Consider the following 18811-nt stretch of genomic DNA (forward strand, 5'->3'; position numbering starts at 1 on the left):
TCTTATGAGGTTTCCATATTCTGTCCACCCTCAGTTCGGCAATGAAACTGGCCGTGGGTCGTTGACCAGTATTTCAATCTGCCAACTCAGTTCTTGAGCCGTAAGGGCGTAGGAACCGTCGGCGGAGGGGCGGATGGTGCGGTGCGGCGGAATCATCGCAATATGAATCTGAATGGCGGCGGCAACGCTGGCAGGCAATCCGGCTTTCCATGCCAGAGCACAGATCGCTCGTGCGTTGCTTTCGGAAATTGCTCTTTGGACAGCGGCCAGCCCAATCTGGTCTGCAGCGGCGAGGGAATGTGCGACTTGTTCGATGTCGCCCGCTTCAAGCGCGTCATTTACAGCGCCGGAGCAACCGTTCGCTGTGGATGCGCGTGGGGATGGCGGCGGGTCTGCGACGGTAATTTCCGAAGTTGCAGCGAATTCGAACGAAAGCTCTTTTTCGATTGCCAGCCTCACTGGAGCGATCAGTGATGCGCACCGCTCGCGTACCAATGATCGGACGGTGACGACGCAAGCGTGATCAAGGGAAGTACGTCGACTATGATGCTTTTCCATCGCATCCAGGGTTGTCTCGATTACACGACCCGCCTGGTCGGTGCCCAGAGGCCGGGGCGTTACTGAACCGGTATTATGAAGACTGACAGACGAGTCTTCATATCCGGTCAATTCGTCGTTGATCGTATTGTCGTCGAGTCCCGCCACAAGGCGATTGAGCGGGGCAGGGGATTCAGAAAGGGGCCCAATGATTGAAATGGCCAGGGTGTCGCCTGCGGCCTGGGCGATAATGCGTTGAGCCAGCTTCCAGTTTGAGGCGAGGGCCGCGGTGAGGGTCGTTTCAAGTCTGGAGACCAACCTCGCGATGCGTTCCGGATCATAATTTGGCCGTAACGCCCTCACTCTACGCTGTAGTTCTTCGCACGTGGTCGGTGTGTTCTCTACGATCATCAGCGGAACGCGACCGCCTCTTCTGGACTTGTTCAATGCCGCTTCTGGTGGCAACGCCCGCGTCGGCAGAATCTGAAAGAACTTCGGATCGAGAGATGCGGTCATGGGGGAGACTCCTCCAAAGAGGCGTGCCAACGGGCGCCGCCGGCCAGTTTCACGCTGCGCATCGCCAAACTGGCGCGATCTATAAGAGATTCGATCGTTTCTCCGGTTTCCCAACTGCGGGTGGCGAGTCCGACGGAGAAAGTCAGGGTTGTCGGCGCTGCAAGAAATACGACGACGCCGTTCTGGCAGAATGTTTCAGCACGTTCTGCGGCAACGAAATGGTCCGCCCCGTCGAGCCAGAGACCGAAAATATCGCCGCCGAGACGGCCGGCGAGATCAGTGGGGCGTATGGCGTTGCGGAGGTAGGTGGCGACTTGCTGAAGAGTGCGGTCGCCTGCCTCAAATCCCTGCGCCGCGTTGATTTCGCCGAAGTGATCGAGGCCGATGATCAACAGCGCGCCACAAAGACGCTCACGATCCAGGCGGGGGAGACGGCGGGATATTTCGGCGATGAGGCCAGCCCGGTTGAGCATTCCGGTGAGAGGGTCAAAACGTGCGTTTTGAGCCAGCGCCTTGTTGAGCGCTTCCATCTCTACGGCGGAAGCGAAAGTCGCCAGAGCAGCGTCGGCCAGATTGGCGTCGTCCTGCGTCCAGACGCCCAGCCCGTCTCTCCATAACGCCATCGCTGCGGACGTCGTGTAGCGAATGCGGCTGTAACAGAAAATGACGTCCCGCTCTTCGACCTGCGTGACTTTGGGCGCGGTTAAAGCGCCTTCCTCATAATCACGTAAAAGGGATTCGATCCGGGTGTCGAGCGCTGAGCCTTTCGCGGGAAAGCGATGTACGACGTCGTCGCTGACGCGACTCCCTGTTTCGAGAATGTCCTGTTCGGCGCATTCTGCGTCGCAACCTGCCTGCCGGGCGAGCAGGATTCCGCCGGTGGCGCCGAGCATGGCTCCCAGTTCCTCAAGGGCTGGCGGGACGCCAAGCCGGAACATCGGGCGGGAACGCATGGTCAGCGTGATGCGTCGGATACTCTCGCTATGGAGCCGTGCGATGGACAGATCAGCATTGTTGTTGGCGTCGTCAGACACGTCGATACCGAGTCCCCTTACCCCTACGTGTCGTCCCGAAGGGGATTGCAGGGGCGTGGCGTAGATCAGCAGGCACGCGAAGGTGCCGTCCGCTCGCCGGATCCAGGATCGCCTGCCACGAATGGCGGCGCGCGTCTGGAACGGGTTGGGGCCGGGGACACTGTCGACGAACGGGAGGAGCCGCGAGCATGTTTCTCCGACAAGATCATGCTCCGCCCACCCAAGCGTCGTCCCTGAGTCGAGGAATGTGAAACGCCCGTCTTCGTCGGTTTCGAAAATAACGTCGGCGACCAGCTGGGTCAGGCTCTTCCATCTGCGGCGGCTTGCCAGCAGAACGTCCATCATCTCGCCGCTGTTCGAGGGCGGATTTGAATCCGGGAAGAGCGGCCGAAGGGGGGTGTTCATACCTGGGCACTTCAACGCGAAAAGGTTGAGGGCGCGTTAACGGCTATGCGTTGACAGGAGGGGGCGCGATCCGCATGGTCCGGCGACGACCGCGCCTGACGCGAGCTCCCGCTCCCGCAGGAGGGAGTTGACGCGCAGCCTATTTGCTGGACCCGAGGACGATGACCGAACACGAACTGCAATCCCGTATCGACACGTTGTGGGAGGCGCGCGCGACGGTCTCTTCGGCCACCTCGGGAGAAGATCGCGCCGCGATCGAAACGGCTCTGGAGAAACTCGACTCGGGGGAGCTGCGCGTCGCAAGCCCCGGCGCGTCCGGCTGGACCGTTCATGAGTGGCTGAAGAAAGCCGTTCTCCTGTCGTTCCGGCTTTACGACAACGTGGTGATGGATGGCGGCTGCGCTGGCGCTCCCGCCTACGATAAAGTGCCGCTCAAGTTCACCGGCTGGGACGCGGCAAAGTTTGCCGCTGCAGGTTTCCGCGCTGTGCCGGGCGCTGTCGTGCGTCGCTCCGCCTTTATCTCTCCCGGCGCGGTGCTGATGCCCAGCTTCGTCAACGTCGGAGCGCATGTCGGCGCGGGTTCGATGATCGACACATGGGCGACGGTTGGAAGCTGCGCGCAGATCGGCGCGAACTGCCACATCAGCGGCGGCGCCGGAATCGGCGGCGTGCTGGAGCCGTTGCAGGCGGCGCCTGTGATCATCGAGGACAATTGCTTCATCGGCGCCCGTTCCGAGGTGGCGGAGGGCGTCATCGTGGAGCGCGGTTCGGTCCTCTCGATGGGCGTATTCCTCGGCGCGTCCACCAAGATCGTCGATCGCGCTACGGGCGAGATTTTCATTGGCCGCGTGCCGGCGTATTCCGTCGTTGTCCCGGGGATGCTCCCCGCGCGGAAGACCGTCGGCGACGACAATCAGCCCAATCCGGGGCTCGCCTGCGCGGTCATCGTAAAGCGGGTTGACGAGCGTACGCGGTCCAAGACGTCGATCAACGAACTGCTGCGGGACTGATCGGGCCTCATGGTCACGCCGCTCGACGTCGCCGGGTTGGCGGCCGCCCTGATCCGGATACCGTCCGTCACGCCTGATCCGGGTCACTCGCAGGAGATGCTGGCGGGAGTTCTGACGGAGATGGGCTTCGATGTCGTCCATCTTCCGTTCGGCGAGGGCTCTGAGCGCACGCCGAACCTGTTTGCGCGGCTGGGTTCCGGTTCTCCGCATCTCTGTTTCGCGGGCCATACTGACGTCGTGCCTCCGGGCGCCGCGACGTGGCGGCACGATCCCTGCTCCGGAACGATCGAGGGCGGCGTCCTGTTCGGGCGCGGCGCCTGCGACATGAAGGGCGGCGTCGCCGCGTTCGTCGCGGCGGCCTCATCGTTTCTCGCCAGCAATCCCGGCTGGAGCGGGTCTATCAGCTTCCTGCTGACCGGTGATGAGGAAGGCCCGGCCCGTTTCGGCACGCGCAAGGTGCTGGAATGGATGCAGGAGAACGGCCATACGCCGGATTTCTGTGTTGTTGGTGAACCGACCAACCCATCGGTCATGGGCGAGGTCATCAAGATCGGTCGGCGTGGCAGCATGAATGCGCGCATCGTGGTCGAGGGGAGGCAGGGTCACGTCGCCTATCCGCATCGGGCGGATAATCCGGTGCACAGACTCGTCCGGATTCTTGACGCGCTGACTGCCGCTCCGCTGGATGCGGGCAGCCAATGGTTCGAGCCTTCGAGCCTGCAGATTACAAGTATCGACGTGGGCAACGTAGCCACCAACGTCATTCCTGCCTCGGCGATGGCCGCGCTGAACATAAGGTTCAACGACCTGCACACCAGCGCGTCGCTGGGGGGCTGGATCGAGACGATCTGTCGCCAGCATGCGGGGCGCGTCGTCGTAACGACCGAATGCAGCGGGGAATCGTTTCTCACCGCTCCCGGCGGCGAGGTGGACGTGCTGCGGGACGCCGTCATGGACGTGACCGGGCGCGAACCGCGTCTCGACACCGGCGGCGGCACGTCGGACGCCAGATTCATCGCCAGGTATTGCCCTGTCGCAGAGTTTGGGCTGGTCGGCGCGAGCATGCATCAGGCGGACGAGTGCGTGGCGGTGGAGGACCTCCAGACACTGACCCGCGTCTACGTGCGGTTGCTGGAAAGGATGATGACGTGAGCACCGAACGCAGGAGCGACCCGCCGGACCCGAAATCCGTGGTCCAGGGCATGGCGCTGCTCGCGTCCGGTCGCGCGGAGGGACTGAATCGGTTCCGGGGCTCCGCCGATTCGTTTCTCGCCGCCATCGCGCCGGGAGTCGCCATCAATCTGGTCAGCCTGCTTCTGGTGACGATGCAGGACCATGTCGCGATCGGGCTGACCAAGGTCGAATTGTCGTTTTGCGCCCTGTTGGCGCCGCCGGTGATCTCGAATTTCTTCGCGCGTCGCTGGGGGCGTGAAGATTTGTGGCTGCGCTACGCCACGGCGGCTGCCTGGTGCGAGTGGGTGTCGGTGTTCGTGTCGGTCGTTGCGCTCGCAATCGCGAGTCTTTTCGCGCCCGCCCTGGTTCATACGCCTTCGTTCGTTCAGGCTGTTGTAGCGGCTGCGGAGTTGTACGGGGTCTGGCTAGGGTGGTTCGTTGCGAAGGTCGGCCTGCGCCTTAGCTGGGGGAAAGCGCTTGTGGTGTATGGCGCTTCCGTAGTCTTCGCGTTGATCTGCTACGGGCTGGCTTCCGTTTTCCCACCGCATTATTCGTTTATCGCCGATCTTCTGAAACCCATGGTGGTGAGTCAGGCGAACTGACCTGAAGAATCGCTGCTGAACGAAGGCGATGAAGGCCATACATCGAAGCATGTTCTTCGAACGGATTTGCCTCTCCAGAAAAAAGAGAATTTTTGTGCACGGGAATGCATGAGCGTCCCGAAAAACAGCGTCGGCTGATAAGAAGTTTTTGGTTCTTTTGTCAAAAAGCAGAAATCGGCCGACTAACTGTACCAAGCTGCGCGCAGGCACAGCGCCGGCGCTTTATCAGGCGAAGCTCGTCTCCTCAGTTCAACGACGCCTCAAGAGCGCGCTGCCCCTCTGCTCCAGCAGGGTCGTCGTGCGTGACACGACGTCGCGTTCGTCAAACAGGCGCAGTGCGCGGGCGCGGCCAGCCGAACCCATCGCAACGCGCAATGCGGGCTCGTTGACCAGTCGCGCCAGCGCTTCGGCCAGAGGTGTGACAGTCGCGGGCGGCGCGAGGAAGCCGGTTTCATTCGGCGCGACCTGCTCTCGTGAACCACGGATGTTGGTCGCGACCACCGGAAGACTCGTCATCATCGCTTCAATGATCGACATGGGCAGTCCCTCGAAATGGCTGGGCAGCGTGAAGATGTCGGCGGCGGCGAGCACTGCGGCGACATCCCTGCGGTAGCCAAGCATACGTAGCCGTCCGTCTAGAACACGCGCCGCACGTTCGAATTCCTGCTCCAGCGACTCTCCGTGATCAGACGGCAGGCGTTCGCCCACCACCCAGAGTTCGGCGCCGGGCACGGACTCCATGGCGCGAAGCAATTCGGGGTAACCCTTGTGGCGCACGAGGCGGGAGACGGCGACGATTACGACGCGACCGTCCGGCGTCCCGAGCTCGGAGCGGATGCGCGCGCGCGTGGCGGCATCCGGATGAAACACGTTCGGGTCCCGTCCATTGCCGACCGCCTGCGCCCGGCGATGGATGTGGAGACGTTTGGCGTCCTGAGCCTCTTCCTGAGAGACGGTCATATAGACGTCGGTGACGCGTCCGGCCGCCCATTCCAACGTAAGCGCGACAATCCGCCGCAGCCGCGATCCGGGCTGGTTGAACAGGAAACCATGGCATGTGTAGGCGATGCAGGGCACGCCGCAGAGACGGGCGGCGAAGCGGGCGAGCAGTCCGCTGATCGGCATATGGGCATGGACGACGTCCGGTCGTTCGCGCCGGATCAGCTTCACCAGCGCGGCGAATGCGCGCAGCTGCGCAATGGGCGAGAAAGAGCGGGCCATCGGCGGGGTTTCCACGCGGAAGCCCTCCTTCCTCACGTCGGCCAGCAGGGGGCCGTCCGCGCAGGCGCCGACGACATCATGTCCGCGGGCGCGCAACTCCCGCATAAGCGGGAGAATGAAGTGGCGCAGAGAGAAGTCGACGTTGGTGACTTCGAGAATTTTCATAGTCTTCTCTCAGAGGCTTCTTCGGGGGGGGGGGCCGAGACCGCTCCGCCCAGACCTGGAGCGCGCTCAGCCGTCCAGGCGGGAGAACGCCCACCGGACGCCACGCGCCTGCTCGGCAGGGCGCGTCACTGAGGGAGGCGTTTCTTCCGCCGTTGCGGTCGGCTTGTCAGCGCCGTCCGGCGACTGGTCCTCCGCCCACTCGCCGGACTCTACGTCCGCACCCCGTGACTCTGCGTGCGGCGTCTCCAGAACTTCCGCATGTTCCTGCGGCCAGACTTCGGCGTCGTAATCCTCGGCAACGCCGGACGCCGTACGCTCGTCATAGGGTGCGTGATCTGTCTCGTCAGGGTGGTCCGTCGTTTCGGCTTGTTCCACTGACGGCGCGCCATCTTCATGCGGCTCTACGGCGACAGGCGTTTCGATATTCGGCGCAGCTTCGATCATGGCTGGGCGGACGACGATTTGCAGCGTCTTGGCAGGCGTGCGGCCGCCCAGATAGACGCTTTCCTCGATCGACGAATATCCGTCGCTGCGAAAACGCCAGGTTTCTGTTTCGGTCAAAAGAAGAATGTCGGTTTCTTCGAGTTCGACGCGCACGCCGGGATGCAGGTGGAAGCGAAGCACGAATTCGGACGCAGGGCCTTCGCCGTCCAGACGATCCTCGCCTCGCAAATCTCCGCCGTCCTGCGTCAGATACAGGCGACGGCGATAGACGCCCGCTCCGGCATGAACATAGGCGTCGGACGAAAGCTCCAGAAGATGATCCGCATCGAGCACAGCATGGTCGCAGGCGACTTTTGGGCTCGATTCGAGACGCCCGTTGCGTCCCCATCGCAGCGCCGGGGTGGAGGGAAGTGACAGCACGGAATGCGCAGCGGCCTCGCGCAGCGCTTCGCTCCAGCCCGGCAACGTGCTGGCGCCGCAATTGACGATTAACTGTGACCGGCCAGAGGACAGTTCGAAAGACAGAGCGCCTGCATGGGCGAGGGCGTCGAAGCCCTGCGGCGCGGGAGAGCCACCGTCGACGAACAGCAATGTGTCACCCGCCGAGAGGCGGACCAGCCTGCCTTCCGGCAGGCTGCGTGCGACGACATGACCGCGCGGCAGCGCCCGCGCGATGATCGAATCGATGCGCGGAGCGGGGTGCGGCCGCGTTCCGTTGAACAGGGCGAGCCGTCCGTCGCCGTGCCGGAAGGCGCGCAGAACAGGCGTCATGCGATCCAGCGTGGCGGCCATCGTCGTCGGAATCGGGATGCGGGCGCTTTGCAGCATCACCCGCATCTCGGCGAGTTCCTGAAGCACGAGAAGCTGCGTTTCGGGACTGCGCGAGGCGTGGCAGCCATCGGACAGAGCCTGTTGCTCCAGTTCCGTATCGATCAGCTTCATGTAGCGGGCGAGAAACCCCGACTGCTCCGGCAGCGCGATGGCGGCGGCCAACAGGCCCTTGAGCGCCTGAAACGCCGACCAGTCACGTCGGTCGCCGGGGGCCAGCGCCATGACGGTCCGCGCTTCAAGCACGACTCTGGTCATCAGGTTCTTGCGGAAATCCTCGTCCGCCGAGGCAGCGTAGAAATCGTAATGACTGAGCCAGGCTGCGACGCGCGCGCCGGTGACGGCGGGGTTTTGCAGCGGCGTTTCGCCGATCGGCTGCCCGAGCCATGTGGCGACCATTGCGCGCGCCTTGCTGCGTGCGGAATCGGTTCCAAGCTCTCTCAGATCGCGCAACCAGGCAAAACTTTGCAGCCAGTCACGGAATTCATCGGGCCAGTCTGGCGCGGTCCAGCGACCGTGGCTGAGTGGGCGCGTGACGCCGCGGTGCGAGGCGTGGCCGCGCACCATCAACTCGCCCCCGGCTTCGTCGCCGGTCCAGAGATCGCGTACTGTGAGCGCGGGAGCGGAGGGAACCGAGCGCAGGCCGCCGAGCGGGCCGAGCAGCGCGAGGGAAAGGCGCGCGTCGCGCGCCCAGCGGCCTAGTCCCATGACGGGCGCTCCTTTTCGGAACGGCGATCCATGCCCGGACTCCCGTCGCTCCGGTTGGCCTTGTGACCGAGGGGCGTGGGCCGTCTCCCGAAGGGGGCGGAAGCGATGATGTGCGGCGCAGCGTCGATGTGACGTGTGATGCAGGCGTTCAAGGTAATCAGCAGTCGGTTCCCTGGCTGGCCGATCGCAACGCACTTATGGCGGCTGCGTAGTCGTCTTGGCCGTAAACCGCGCTGCCCGCGACCAGAAAATCTGCCCCGGCCTCGATAGCCATCGGCGCGGTGTCCCGATCGACGCCGCCGTCGACGCCGATCCTGATCGCTCGTCCGGATTTCTCGATCATCGAGAGGATTTCGCGAATTTTTCCAAACTGGCTTTGCAGGAACTTCTGACCGCCGAAGCCGGGGTTGACCGTCATGACAAGCACGATGTCGACGAGGTCGAGAATTTCGGACAGCGCTGAGGCCGGGGTCGCGGGGCAGATCGCGACCCCGGCTTTCTTGCCGAGCGCCCTGATCGTTTGCAGCGAGCGATGAACGTGTGGCCCACCTTCGATGTGGATGACGATGTGGTCGGCGCCGGCCTCGGCGAAAGCCTGCAGATACGGATCGCACGGTTCGATCATCAGATGCACGTCGAACGGCAGACGCGAATGCGACCGCAACGCTTTTATGACGGCCGGGCCGAAGGAAATGTTCGGGACGAAGTGTCCGTCCATGACGTCGAGGTGAATCCAGTCCGCTCCCGCTGCGTCGATCGCCGCCACTTCTTCGCCAAGGCGAGCGAAATCGGCGGAGAGAATGCTGGGAGCGACGAGAAGCGGCGCGTTCTTTGTCATCTTTGCTTTATCGATAATCCCGAGGCGGCGCGCAACAGGTCTTCTGCACGGTTGAGAAGGTCATGTTGGGGCGCCGTCGCCTTACTTCCGCCACATCCTGTTTTATCAGATTCGGCTGTCGTTCGTTCGAAAAGGCGCTTCGCAGGATAACAGCGGAACAGTTAACGCCGTTTAAGCGCGGGCGTATGCACGCCGCCGTTCTTTGAGGTGTTTGTCGTGGAGCTTTCTGACTGGCGCCAGGGAACGTTACTGACGCAGGGGAGGCTGTGCATGGAAGCGGGCCAGTTCTTCCAGCGTGAAATCGATAGTTGCCGTCACGTCCGCGAACCGATAGTTCTCGCTGTGGAGCGAGCGTGCGTTGTCATCGACGTCGCCCTGCGCCACAGACGCCGTATCGACGACGTCCACGATCAGATCTTCGGGAAAATAAACCGGGGCCGTGTCGTGCCCGGCCTGATCCATGACCCAGTGAGCCGGGCGGCGTTCGATTACGCGTCGGTTGGAATGCGTCACCCCCGGCGTCGTCGTCGTCCAGCCGATCTTATGCTGCACCGACCCGTGATGGCAGACGTAGAAATCGGCGCGCGCCGCGAGGGCGATGGAGTTCAGGATTGACAGGTTGCTGGCGTCGATGACGCGCTCTGCATAGGCGGGCGTCTCGGTTTCAACTGCGCGGACAATCGCGGCGACCTCCTCCGCGTCCCGCGCGGCGGTCAGGCGCGACTTGACGTCTTCCTGCGTGATCAGGTCCTCGCAATCGTTTTCTGCCAGGAGCGCGGAGAGGGGTGCGCCGCGTTTGCGAACGTCCTCCGCGATGGAATGCCCGTCGAGAAGAACGACCGCATTCGGCCAGGTCGCGAGCAGCCGGGCGATGAGGCCCGTAAGAAATTCGTGCTGGTTGACCGGTGTTCTGTTGCGAGTCCTGACGCTGACCCACACGATGGGACGTCGCCCGTCAAGACGAGCGGACAGCACTCTGGCGGCGTCCGTCGCGATCGCGTCCCGCGCCGATCGATGCAGGGTGGCGCGTGTTTGCGGGTCTATCCGCGTCGAGCCGAAGCAGAACAGGGCCCGCCCCGGTTCGTTCGGCATTGCATAGCGTGTCGAGCGTTCCACCGGCCAGTGCGCGATTTCCGGCGTCAGCAGTCCGATATCGCCAAGGGGTTCGAAAAACGTGACGATGGTGGGTGGCGGCGTCCGGCTCTGCGACAAGCTTGCGGCTTCTCGCAGAGCCGGAAGCTGGTTCCACAGCATATGTGCGAAATTGGGATCGCCGCAAACGGCGGCGACGTCGGCTGCAGGGCGAACGGGCTGCCATTTCTCCGCCGCGAATATCGTGATCGCGTCTTCAGCTTCTTCGGGGGCGATCGTCCACGTGCGCGTTCCGAAATTCAGGCCGCATCGCAGGGACGGCATGAGGATCGTGTTCAGGGGAAAACCTTCGCCCAGATTGCTTGCGCAAAGCAGTAGATCCGGCGCGTCGGGGAAGCGGAAGACCGTCTTGTGCCCGCAGACCGATTTTTTTTCAGTCACTGTGATGGCGTCGCCGGACCGGATCATGCAGGCGGTGACGGGAGACGGGATGCGAAAGAAGCGGTTTTCGAACAATTCTCGCTGATACCAGCGCAGGGCGCGCTCCGATGACGTCTTCTGTCGGGCGTCGATGTAATTGATCAGGGTTCCGACATGCGGCGCATGCGTGATCATGGCCCGCCACGTCCGCCGCCCTTCCACCGTGTCGATGTGGGGAATGGAGAAGGGGGCAGGCGGCTTCGTTGAGAGATCGTCTTCCGTCATGTCGGCTCTCGATTCGTCAGCGTAGTGTGCGGCGACGCCCCGATCACGTCACGCGGGGCGGATGAAGCGCGCGGCGAAGAAGCCGTCCATGCCCCCCAACTCGGGCCACAGGCCGGGATGCGTCCGCAGCCATCCTTCGGGCGTCAGCGCTTCGGGAATGTCGGCCAGTTCGGACGGCCGGAAAGGATCGGCGGTGAAGCCGATGCGCAGGGCGGCGGCGACGCGGTCCGGCCCTTCTTCCTTCTGGAGAGAACACACGGCGTAGACCAGACGGCCGCCCGGCTTCAGCATCCGGAACGCCGCAGCCAGCAGAGCGTCCTGTCCTTCGGTCAGGGCCTCCAGATCGCGAGGCCGCTTGATCCACAACGCGTCCGGGTGGCGACGACCAGTGCCGGTGGCCGAGCACGGGGCGTCGAGCAGGATGGCGTCTAGCGGCGCATCGGGCGTCCATGCAGTGGCGTCGGCGCAGATCGTGGTCACATCCAGTTTGAGGCGGACGATATTCTCCTTGAAACGCTCCAGACGCGCCGGATCACGTTCGATAGCAGTGACCACGGCGCCAGCGTTGGCAAGCTGCGCAGTCTTTCCTCCGGGCGCGGCGCACAGATCAGCGACCCGTTCCCCCGGCTGAACTGCGAGCAGACGCGCAGGCAGCGCGGCGGCGGCGTCCTGCACCCAGAACGCACCTTCGTCAAAACCGGGGAGCGTCGTGACGCGCGTTCCCGCGGGCAGGCGCCAGGAGCCTGTCGGCAGTCGCTCGGCTTCGGGGGGCGCTTCCGCGTCCGGGCGGACGGAAATGTCCAGCGGCGCTTCATGCGCCAGTCCGCGCGCGATCACTCTGGCCACGCCCGGTCCAAGGTGCTTCCACGACGTCCACAGCCAAGGCGGGACGTCCAGACGTTCCTGATCGAGTCCTTCGAGAACCGCCGGGCCCTGCGTCGCAACGCGTCGCAGCACGGCGTTGGCGAGCCCCGCGAAGGGCGCAAGGCCGCGTCGCCTCAGGAGGTCGACGGTGGTGCCTACGGCTGCGTGCGGCGGCGTCTCAAGATACAGCAATTGCGCAGCGCCGAGCAGCAACGCTGCACGCACGGGCTCCGGCGGCTCCTTGCGCAGGAACGGCTCCAGCGCCGTCGTCAGAGTCCCGAGGTGGCGCAGCGCAGCCGCCGCCAGACGGTGGGCTGCGGCCCGGTCGCGCGTGTCGGCGGCGCGCGCCTCGGGCGAGCGCAACAGGGTTGTCTCCAGCATACGCCGGTTCTCGATCACGCCGCGCAGGATATCGAACGCGATGTCGCGCGTCGGGTCCGACGACGCAGCAGGACGTTCGGCGGCCGGGGAGGCGCCGCGCTTTGTGTGGCTACGTGACGCCGATCGGGCGGCCGGTTTGGGGTTTGACGGAATGTTCATCGTTTCCGGTTTGAATGCTCGCTGGCCGACGACATGACACGTCATCCGTCGCGGCGCCAGCCGTTTACGCCGTAACACCGGCATCCGTAGCCGCAAGCAGGATCACAGCCCGGACCATGGAGATCCGTTTCGAGCAGCACATAGCCCCTTATTCCGGTGCTTTCGTAGCGTTCGCGGGGTCGGCCGTCACGGCGGCCTCCTCTGCAGGAACGTATTTTCTTCCGACGACCAGCCCGCTGATCGGCGGTGTCGCCGTGCGGGCGCAGTCGGGAGGAGCGCTGGACGCTCTCGCTCTGAATGTTTTCGGGACGGGCGTGCTGGTTGTGTCGCCTGAATGTATCGATGATTTCGGCTTTCGGGTGAGCGTGTTTGACCGCGCGCTCTTGCAAGGGGTGTCGGGATTGCGGCGGGTGACGTCCGGTCTCGTGATGCGTGAAACGTTGCGCGCCGCCGCCGCCGGGTTCGCCGGGCGGGAAGCCCAGACCCTCGCCCGAGCTGTGGCTCCGGAAATGACCCGGCGCAGGGTCGATCTGCGCAGACGCCTCGTCTCCCATGCGGCGGGCTGGATAATCGACCCGAGGGTGTTTCGATGGCTCGCCGGGGTGCTGGTCGAGGCGGGAATGGCGAATTCGATTGGCGCCGGAGCTGACTTTCTTACGTCGGTATCCGCCACGCCGCCTCGTTTGGCCCTGTTGCGGGACACCGTCGCGACGCTCTCCGAGGCGCTGCCTGACGACAGGGGCGAGACGATTCGTCGCCGTTTGTGCAATGTCGCGACGGCGGCGCTGGGACGTGTCGAGGCGATGTACGCCACGCTGCGCGACCTTTTGACATCGCAAGGCATGATCGCGGCCTATCGCGACGCTGTGCCGCAACTTTTTGCTGATCTGTCGACGCTGCGCGGCTGGACGAGATTTTGTCTGTTAGCAAGAGAGATCGCGCACTCTCCATCGCGCTCCCATGCGCTGGGCGATCTCGTCGCTCTGGCGCAGCTTCTAACGCACAAAAGAGGTCTGACGGGCGACGAGGCGTTTCTCGCCAGCGCGCTGCGTCCACGATTGTCAGACTGGCCCCCGGAGGTTGACCACACTGTCTACGTGATGTCGCGCAACGAACGAATCCTGAGGGCGGAAATCATTCTGGAAGTCGGAGATATCTAGGATGAAACTCTCCTCCCTTCGCGACAGCAAGAGCCACGTCCGGGACAGTCCGGACCATGCAGTGGCGAGCGCGTCCGGTTTGTTGTTCAGGCCGCTCTGGCCGCTTCTCACTTCGCTGGAGCGTTGGCGCGCGGGAGCTTTTTGCGCTGTGCCGGACACGCTGTTGAATCCTTTGAAAATCTGGATTTTCGATTGCTACCCGGATGCGGATATTGTCGAGCGTCTTGTCAGCCATGGCGCAGGGGAGCGGCTTCCACCGCGCGATCCTCTGACCGAGCCCGAGCGTGCTGATCCACTCGAATGTGCGACGGGAATGCTGTGGGCGCGCGCGGCGGAGGTCCTCTCTCGCCCCATCCCGCCGATCGTGTTGACCGAAATCGCAGCAGCGTCGCATCTGGATGCGGTGCAGGTAACGGAGTTGGTCGCGCCGCTCGCAGCCATCTACCGGCACGCGTCATTGTTGTGTGTGCAGGGGGCCGATCCTGCGCCTGCTCGTCCATCGTCCGCTGTGTTGCGAGAGGCTCTGACCGACATTGTCGCAGAGGGTGAACTGGCGTGGCGGTTCGGGCTGCTGTTGCTGCTGGCCGGGCGGATTGACATCGACATAGCGCTTCCCGCTGCGCGCACCGTGGCTTTGACGACGGTGGATCCGGGGCTGCATCTCGACATCTGTGATCAGGCGCTGGCGGCTGCGTTCAACATCATGGAAGAGCATTGCGAATGTCTTCGGCGGGAGATCGAGAATCTCAGACCGGCACGCCGAGCGGATCGTAGGCCGTTGATCTGGATGGACGTTCCAGAGTTCGCGGCAGTTTCGGCGTTGATCCGGTTTTCCAGTCGGTGCGGTCTGCACGTGGGGTCTGCGACGCAGTTGAAGCACGCCGCCGCGCGTCTGGCGTACACGCAGTTTGCGTTTCTGGTCGATGAGGATTTGCTTATTTCCTGGCCCGACGGCGCGTGGCCGGATAGCCTCATGACCGTCTTTGAGCGGGGCGTGCGGCGCTTACGCAATCTTGCCTCGCTTGGTGCGTGTTTCACGCATCTGACTGACTTTCGACTTCTTATCGAGCGCCTTGCGTCCCACTACCTTGAGAATATGTCGATCGGGCTGAACACAGTTGAACGGGTGCGCGTGGCGGAAATTCTGCTCGATGTGACGGCGCGCCTGCCGACCCGGTCCGGTGTGGCGTCAGTGACGCCGGGCGCTCGTGCTCATGGTGCGCCCGGGCGCTAACGGCGCCACAGTCGCCTGAAGATCTGGGAACGTGATGCGAGCGAGAAATCCTCGGGTCGTTCCGGGAATCGGCGAGATGAGATCGAGGCGTGCGTTCATCTGGGTTGCGATGGTGGTCGCGATGGCGAGGCCGAGTCCGCTGCCGGGGCTTTCATGGCGGCCGCGAACGAACGGCGTTTCGATTCCTGCAAGCAGATCCGGGGCCAATGCTGTGCAATCGTTGATGATTTCGACGACGTTGCTTGCCGCAAGCATGATAGTGACGGTTGGGCCCCCATCGGCTGGAGGTTGACCGTAACTGAGGGCGTTTTCGATCAGGTTGCGAAAAAGCAGCCCTGCGGCGTCCAGATCGCCCTCCACCATCATCCGGCGGGATGCGCCGGGCTGAAACCGGATGCGGGCGGCTGCGCGATTGTCGGCGCGTCCGTCGCGTCGCTCCAGTTCCTCCGACACGAATGCCACAAGGTCGATCACGTCGAAACGATCCCTTCGTAAGGCGACGCCTGACCACGCGCGGGAGAGCTGCAGTAGTTTATCGGTGATCCCGCCCAGTCGCCGAACCTGCGCAATCAAGGTTTCAATTCCAGGCGTGGCGTCGGCGATCGTGCGGTGGGCGCCCTCCGGTTCCATCCGGCTGGCATGAAGCGTTTGCAGCAATTGGGCCTGCGCGAGGATGGCTCCGATAGGGTTACGCAGTTCATGCGCGGCGTTGGCGGCGAAAGCGCGCTCCGCCGACAGCGCCTTGTCCAGCCGATGGAGCAGCAGGTTCACTGCGTTCTGGATGGCGGTCAGTTCGACAGGGAGGTCCGGGGCGGAGACGGGATCGAGATAACCGCCGCCGCGTCGGCGCAATTCAGCGCCAAGCGCGTCGACTGGCCGCAGGCCGCGCCGGACGATCCAGCGTACGAGAAGCCATACGACCGGTGCGAGGACGAGGATCGGCAGGGTGGCGATGACGATGGCGCGATGGACCGCTTCCAGGCGGTGGAAGGATGGTTCGGCGACCAGAACGCCATGCTGCTTGTCGGAGGACAGGCTGACGAAGACGCGGAAATGCGGTCGGTCGTAAAAACCTGGGACAGTAGGCGTGACGAGAGGTTCTTCCGGTGCATTCTGGGAGCGCAGGATAACGCGTCCGGCAGCATCTGTGACCTGGTAGGCGAGCGCCCGCGGGCCGATCCCCGGCAGAATCGCGATCTGAGGGCCGCCCTGTCGCGCTGGCGTGAAGGCGACGATATAGACAAGCCGTTCCGCCACCTCACGCAAGGAATCGTCCAGACGCTCGGTAACCTCGAAACGGGTGAACGCCGCCAGCGCCAGAGCGAGCACTAGCAGCGAGCCCAGCACCGCTGCCGTGACCCCCGCCACTATATGGGCGGACAGGCTCCACGAACCGTGGTCATTCGGATTTTTCGGCGTATGGATTTCAGGGATCGGCAAGGCGATATCCCCGGCCGCGCGCTGTAAGGATAATGTCACGCCCGATTTTTTTGCGAACGCGGCTGATGAAGACTTCGATGGTGTTGCTCTCGATATCCTCCTGATGATCGTACAGCGCATCTTCGATCCGTGATCGTGAGCAGATTGCGCCAGGTCGTCGAGCCAGCAGCTCGATCACCGCCCACTCGCGCGCCGTAAGATCTATTTCCGCGCCGGCGCGTGAGAGCCTGCGGCGAGTGAGGTCGATCTCGACGTCGCCCAACGTCACAACGGCGCCGCCGTAGGCGGGATTGCGGCGTGAAATTGCGTCGATCCGCGCCATGAGCTCATCGAGATCGTAGGGTTTAACGATGTAATCGTCCGCTCCCTCGGACAGGCCTGCGATCCGGTCGCTGATCTGATCTCGCGCGGTTGCAACGAGGATCCCGAGTTTTGCGCCTTCGGATCGCAGGCTGCGGACAAGGTCGAGGCCGTTTCCGTCGGGAAGACCGAGATCGAGCACAAGAAGGTCGTAGTCTGTTGCGGCGAGAGCAGAGCGCGCATCTTCCAGCGCGCAGTACCAGTCTGCCGCGTGTCCGTGGGAGCGGAGCTTCGCCAGCACGGCCGATCCGAGGGCGGGCTCGTCCTCGATAACCAGCAGGCGCATGAAAAACCTCCAATCAGCGGACAGGCAGCGCGCGGCGTTACGATTTACGCATAGGCGAATGGCATCGCCGTTGCGTAAAGGGTCGCCAGCGCCACAGCCCCCACTGCTACGATGCGCTCAGGCTCGTGGTCAAACTGACTGCGGGGCAATGGGGTTCAATGGAAAGAAACGAAGCGAACTGCGCGCATTTTGACGACAATGATGCATCTGAAGTGTCGGTAACGCAGAGATGTTGAGCGGAAAGAAGGCGTCGTTCAGGCCCCCGCATTAGGTTCTGCGTCCCCTGACGTTCGTGGACTGGTCGTCCAAAAGTGGAACAGGAACGGTTCGCGACGGTGCCTCCTGGAAAACCGCCGCATACAGAGACATCCCGCAGAGAGAAAGCGCCCATGCGTAACGTCGGGTAGGTCTCGGTGTGCGCTGGCAACGTGCTGACGGCCGCAGTTGTGCGTCAGCGCGAGTTCAGGTGCGGAGGCGTAATTGCGCGCTGTCGCTTGCGTGCCGCCCCGGCGAAGGGGGTGGTAAGGGGACGTGGCAAACAATGAGCGTGGCCATTTCGTGTTTACGTCCTGGAAGGCGTCGGCGGCTACCGCAGCGTGGGGTCTGCGAAGCGGCGGTTCTGCAAGACCGGTAGAGTGGCCCTCGTTTTGGCGATTCGTTCTTTGGAAATTTCGCAAAACAGGAGATCGGGATCTTGCCCTGTTCGTACAACCGCGACGCCGAGCGGATCCACGACCATGCTGCAGCCGATATTCCGTGGGCCGCATTCGCCAATGCCTGCCACATAACACGTGTTTTCCAGCGCGCGGGCGGTCAGCATGACCTCCCAGTGCCACTCCTTGCCGGGACCGCGCACCCAGGCGGACGGAACGGCTATCAGTTCAGCGCCGTTCAGCGCGAGCGCCCGGGCTAGTTCGGGGAAACGCACATCATAGCAGGTCATCAATCCGATCTTGAACCCGTCGATCTCGATCAGTGGCGCGATTTCAGCGCCCGGCGTCTGTCTGTCGGATTCCCTCATGGCGAAGGCGTCGTAGAGATGCAGTTTTCGGTACGTGCCGATCAGACCTTGCGCTGAGACGACGATATGGACGTTGTAAACGCGACCGCTTCCGTCAGGAACGAAAATACATCCCGAAACCGTAAGATCGAGGCCTTGCAGCCCCGCGATCAGTCCCGTGACATACGGCCCGTCGAGTTGTTGGGCTGCGCGTAGCGTGAGGTCCGGGTCTTGCATGTCGGCTGCGAGGATGTCTTCCGGCAGCAGCAGCAGGCGAGCCCCTTCGGCCGATGCACGCCGCGCCAGATCAATGGCGGTGGCAAGATTTTCTTCCCAGCGGGGGGTGGCGGCGAACTGACCGAGAGCGATTTTCATGGGTGTCCTGCAGGGATGACAAGGGTGCTGCTTCATAGCACGGTCAGGCAGCCCCGCCGACTTTTCAGGTTGAAAGTGTACGGAGGGATAATCGTGGAGCTGGATATTGTTGATGTGGTGTGAGCTGGGGTATGCCAAACGATGGATTTTGATGATCGTGGAAACGTACGGCGGTAACGCTGAAAATGAATTTCAGGTTTTACGACTGCGGCATGCCGTTCATTGAATATTGTTTTTAAATAAGTCATGAAATGTTTTTTTGTGGATTTCGGAC

At 63.2% G+C, this 18811-nt stretch carries 15 protein-coding genes; 5 read left to right on the forward strand and 10 right to left on the reverse strand.

The window, feature by feature from the left end; genetic code table 11:
* Window positions 1–30: 30 nt before the first annotated feature.
* Both G442_RS21175 and G442_RS0106655 read right to left on the reverse strand, forming a co-directional pair.
* Window positions 31–1053 (reverse strand): DUF2336 domain-containing protein, encoded by a 1023-nt coding sequence (locus G442_RS21175; RefSeq protein WP_051292030.1) that lies wholly within the window; start codon window positions 1051–1053, stop codon window positions 31–33.
* The gene (locus tag G442_RS0106655; protein WP_026397364.1) at window positions 1050–2492 is read right to left on the reverse strand and encodes a sensor domain-containing diguanylate cyclase; all 1443 of its coding nucleotides are present in this window, start codon (window positions 2490–2492) and stop codon (window positions 1050–1052) included. Before G442_RS0106655 ends, G442_RS21175 begins: the two co-directional genes overlap by 4 nt.
* Window positions 2493–2653: 161 nt before the next feature.
* On the opposite strand from G442_RS0106655, the gene dapD reads away from it, so the two are divergent.
* Genes dapD through G442_RS0106670 form a run of 3 tightly spaced genes read left to right on the forward strand, consistent with a single transcriptional unit; the run spans window position 2654 to window position 5277 of the window.
* Window positions 2654–3502, forward strand: coding sequence for a 2,3,4,5-tetrahydropyridine-2,6-dicarboxylate N-succinyltransferase (gene dapD, locus G442_RS0106660; RefSeq protein ID WP_026397365.1), 849 nt, complete (start codon window positions 2654–2656; stop codon window positions 3500–3502).
* Window positions 3503–3511: 9 nt separating this feature from the next.
* The gene (gene dapE, locus G442_RS0106665; RefSeq protein ID WP_026397366.1) at window positions 3512–4654 is read left to right on the forward strand and encodes a succinyl-diaminopimelate desuccinylase; all 1143 of its coding nucleotides are present in this window, start codon (window positions 3512–3514) and stop codon (window positions 4652–4654) included.
* Entirely contained in the window at window positions 4651–5277 is a 627-nt protein-coding gene (locus G442_RS0106670) for a hypothetical protein (RefSeq protein WP_026397367.1), read from the forward strand. Before dapE ends, G442_RS0106670 begins: the two co-directional genes overlap by 4 nt.
* A 249-nt stretch (window positions 5278–5526) precedes the next feature.
* Here the strand turns inward: G442_RS0106670 and G442_RS0106675 are convergent, their stop codons facing one another.
* From G442_RS0106675 to G442_RS0106695, 5 genes are all read right to left on the reverse strand, one after another.
* A complete protein-coding gene (locus G442_RS0106675; RefSeq protein WP_026397368.1) occupies window positions 5527–6663 on the reverse strand; it encodes a glycosyltransferase family 4 protein in 1137 nt (378 codons plus the stop codon).
* A 66-nt stretch (window positions 6664–6729) separates the two neighbouring features.
* Window positions 6730–8643, reverse strand: a complete 1914-nt coding sequence (locus G442_RS21180; protein WP_051292031.1) for a heparinase II/III family protein — start codon at window positions 8641–8643, stop codon at window positions 6730–6732.
* A 157-nt stretch (window positions 8644–8800) separates the two neighbouring features.
* The gene (gene rpe / locus G442_RS0106685; protein ID WP_026397369.1) at window positions 8801–9481 is read right to left on the reverse strand and encodes a ribulose-phosphate 3-epimerase; all 681 of its coding nucleotides are present in this window, start codon (window positions 9479–9481) and stop codon (window positions 8801–8803) included.
* 246 nt (window positions 9482–9727) lie between these two features.
* Entirely contained in the window at window positions 9728–11278 is a 1551-nt protein-coding gene (locus G442_RS23870) for a Rossmann-fold NAD(P)-binding domain-containing protein (protein WP_026397370.1), read from the reverse strand.
* A gap of 48 nt (window positions 11279–11326) precedes the next feature.
* On the reverse strand, window positions 11327–12682 hold the full coding sequence (locus tag G442_RS0106695) for an RsmB/NOP family class I SAM-dependent RNA methyltransferase (RefSeq protein ID WP_026397371.1): 1356 nt from the start codon (window positions 12680–12682) through the stop codon (window positions 11327–11329).
* 116 nt (window positions 12683–12798) lie between these two features.
* Between G442_RS0106695 and G442_RS0106700 the strand changes: the two genes are divergently transcribed.
* Together G442_RS0106700 and G442_RS21190 are read left to right on the forward strand one after the other, a co-directional pair.
* Window positions 12799–13842: a hypothetical protein gene (locus G442_RS0106700; RefSeq protein ID WP_026397372.1), complete on the forward strand. Its 1044-nt coding sequence runs from the start codon at window positions 12799–12801 to the stop codon at window positions 13840–13842.
* 1 nt (window position 13843) lies between these two features.
* On the forward strand, window positions 13844–15076 hold the full coding sequence (locus G442_RS21190) for a hypothetical protein (RefSeq protein WP_051292032.1): 1233 nt from the start codon (window positions 13844–13846) through the stop codon (window positions 15074–15076).
* Here G442_RS21190 and G442_RS21195 read toward each other — a convergent pair.
* From G442_RS21195 to G442_RS0106720, 3 genes are all read right to left on the reverse strand, one after another.
* Window positions 15032–16501: a sensor histidine kinase gene (locus G442_RS21195; RefSeq protein WP_084440418.1), complete on the reverse strand. Its 1470-nt coding sequence runs from the start codon at window positions 16499–16501 to the stop codon at window positions 15032–15034. The genes G442_RS21190 and G442_RS21195 overlap by 45 nt on opposite strands.
* Window position 16502: 1 nt before the next feature.
* A complete protein-coding gene (locus tag G442_RS0106715) occupies window positions 16503–17162 on the reverse strand; it encodes a response regulator transcription factor (protein ID WP_026397373.1) in 660 nt (219 codons plus the stop codon).
* A 586-nt stretch (window positions 17163–17748) separates the two neighbouring features.
* A complete protein-coding gene (locus G442_RS0106720; RefSeq protein ID WP_026397374.1) occupies window positions 17749–18537 on the reverse strand; it encodes a deaminated glutathione amidase in 789 nt (262 codons plus the stop codon).
* Window positions 18538–18811 lie beyond the last annotated feature (274 nt).

The organism is Acetobacter nitrogenifigens DSM 23921 = NBRC 105050 (genome assembly GCF_000429165.1).
In the GTDB taxonomy this organism is placed as follows: Bacteria; Pseudomonadota; Alphaproteobacteria; order Acetobacterales; family Acetobacteraceae; genus Acetobacter; species Acetobacter nitrogenifigens.

Coding starts and splice junctions, on each gene's coding strand:
- G442_RS0106655 (WP_026397364.1), bottom strand. CDS start 2,492: ATGAACACCCCCCTTCGGCCGCTCTTCCCGGATTCAAATCCGCCCTCG.
- G442_RS21175 (WP_051292030.1), bottom strand. CDS start 1,053: ATGACCGCATCTCTCGATCCGAAGTTCTTTCAGATTCTGCCGACGCGG.
- G442_RS0106675 (WP_026397368.1), bottom strand. CDS start 6,663: ATGAAAATTCTCGAAGTCACCAACGTCGACTTCTCTCTGCGCCACTTC.
- G442_RS0106715 (WP_026397373.1), bottom strand. CDS start 17,162: ATGCGCCTGCTGGTTATCGAGGACGAGCCCGCCCTCGGATCGGCCGTG.
- G442_RS0106700 (WP_026397372.1), top strand. CDS start 12,799: ATGGAGATCCGTTTCGAGCAGCACATAGCCCCTTATTCCGGTGCTTTC.
- dapD (WP_026397365.1), top strand. CDS start 2,654: ATGACCGAACACGAACTGCAATCCCGTATCGACACGTTGTGGGAGGCG.
- G442_RS0106695 (WP_026397371.1), bottom strand. CDS start 12,682: ATGAACATTCCGTCAAACCCCAAACCGGCCGCCCGATCGGCGTCACGT.
- G442_RS0106720 (WP_026397374.1), bottom strand. CDS start 18,537: ATGAAAATCGCTCTCGGTCAGTTCGCCGCCACCCCCCGCTGGGAAGAA.
- rpe (WP_026397369.1), bottom strand. CDS start 9,481: ATGACAAAGAACGCGCCGCTTCTCGTCGCTCCCAGCATTCTCTCCGCC.
- G442_RS21190 (WP_051292032.1), top strand. CDS start 13,844: ATGAAACTCTCCTCCCTTCGCGACAGCAAGAGCCACGTCCGGGACAGT.
- G442_RS21180 (WP_051292031.1), bottom strand. CDS start 8,643: ATGGGACTAGGCCGCTGGGCGCGCGACGCGCGCCTTTCCCTCGCGCTG.
- G442_RS23870 (WP_026397370.1), bottom strand. CDS start 11,278: ATGACGGAAGACGATCTCTCAACGAAGCCGCCTGCCCCCTTCTCCATT.
- dapE (WP_026397366.1), top strand. CDS start 3,512: ATGGTCACGCCGCTCGACGTCGCCGGGTTGGCGGCCGCCCTGATCCGG.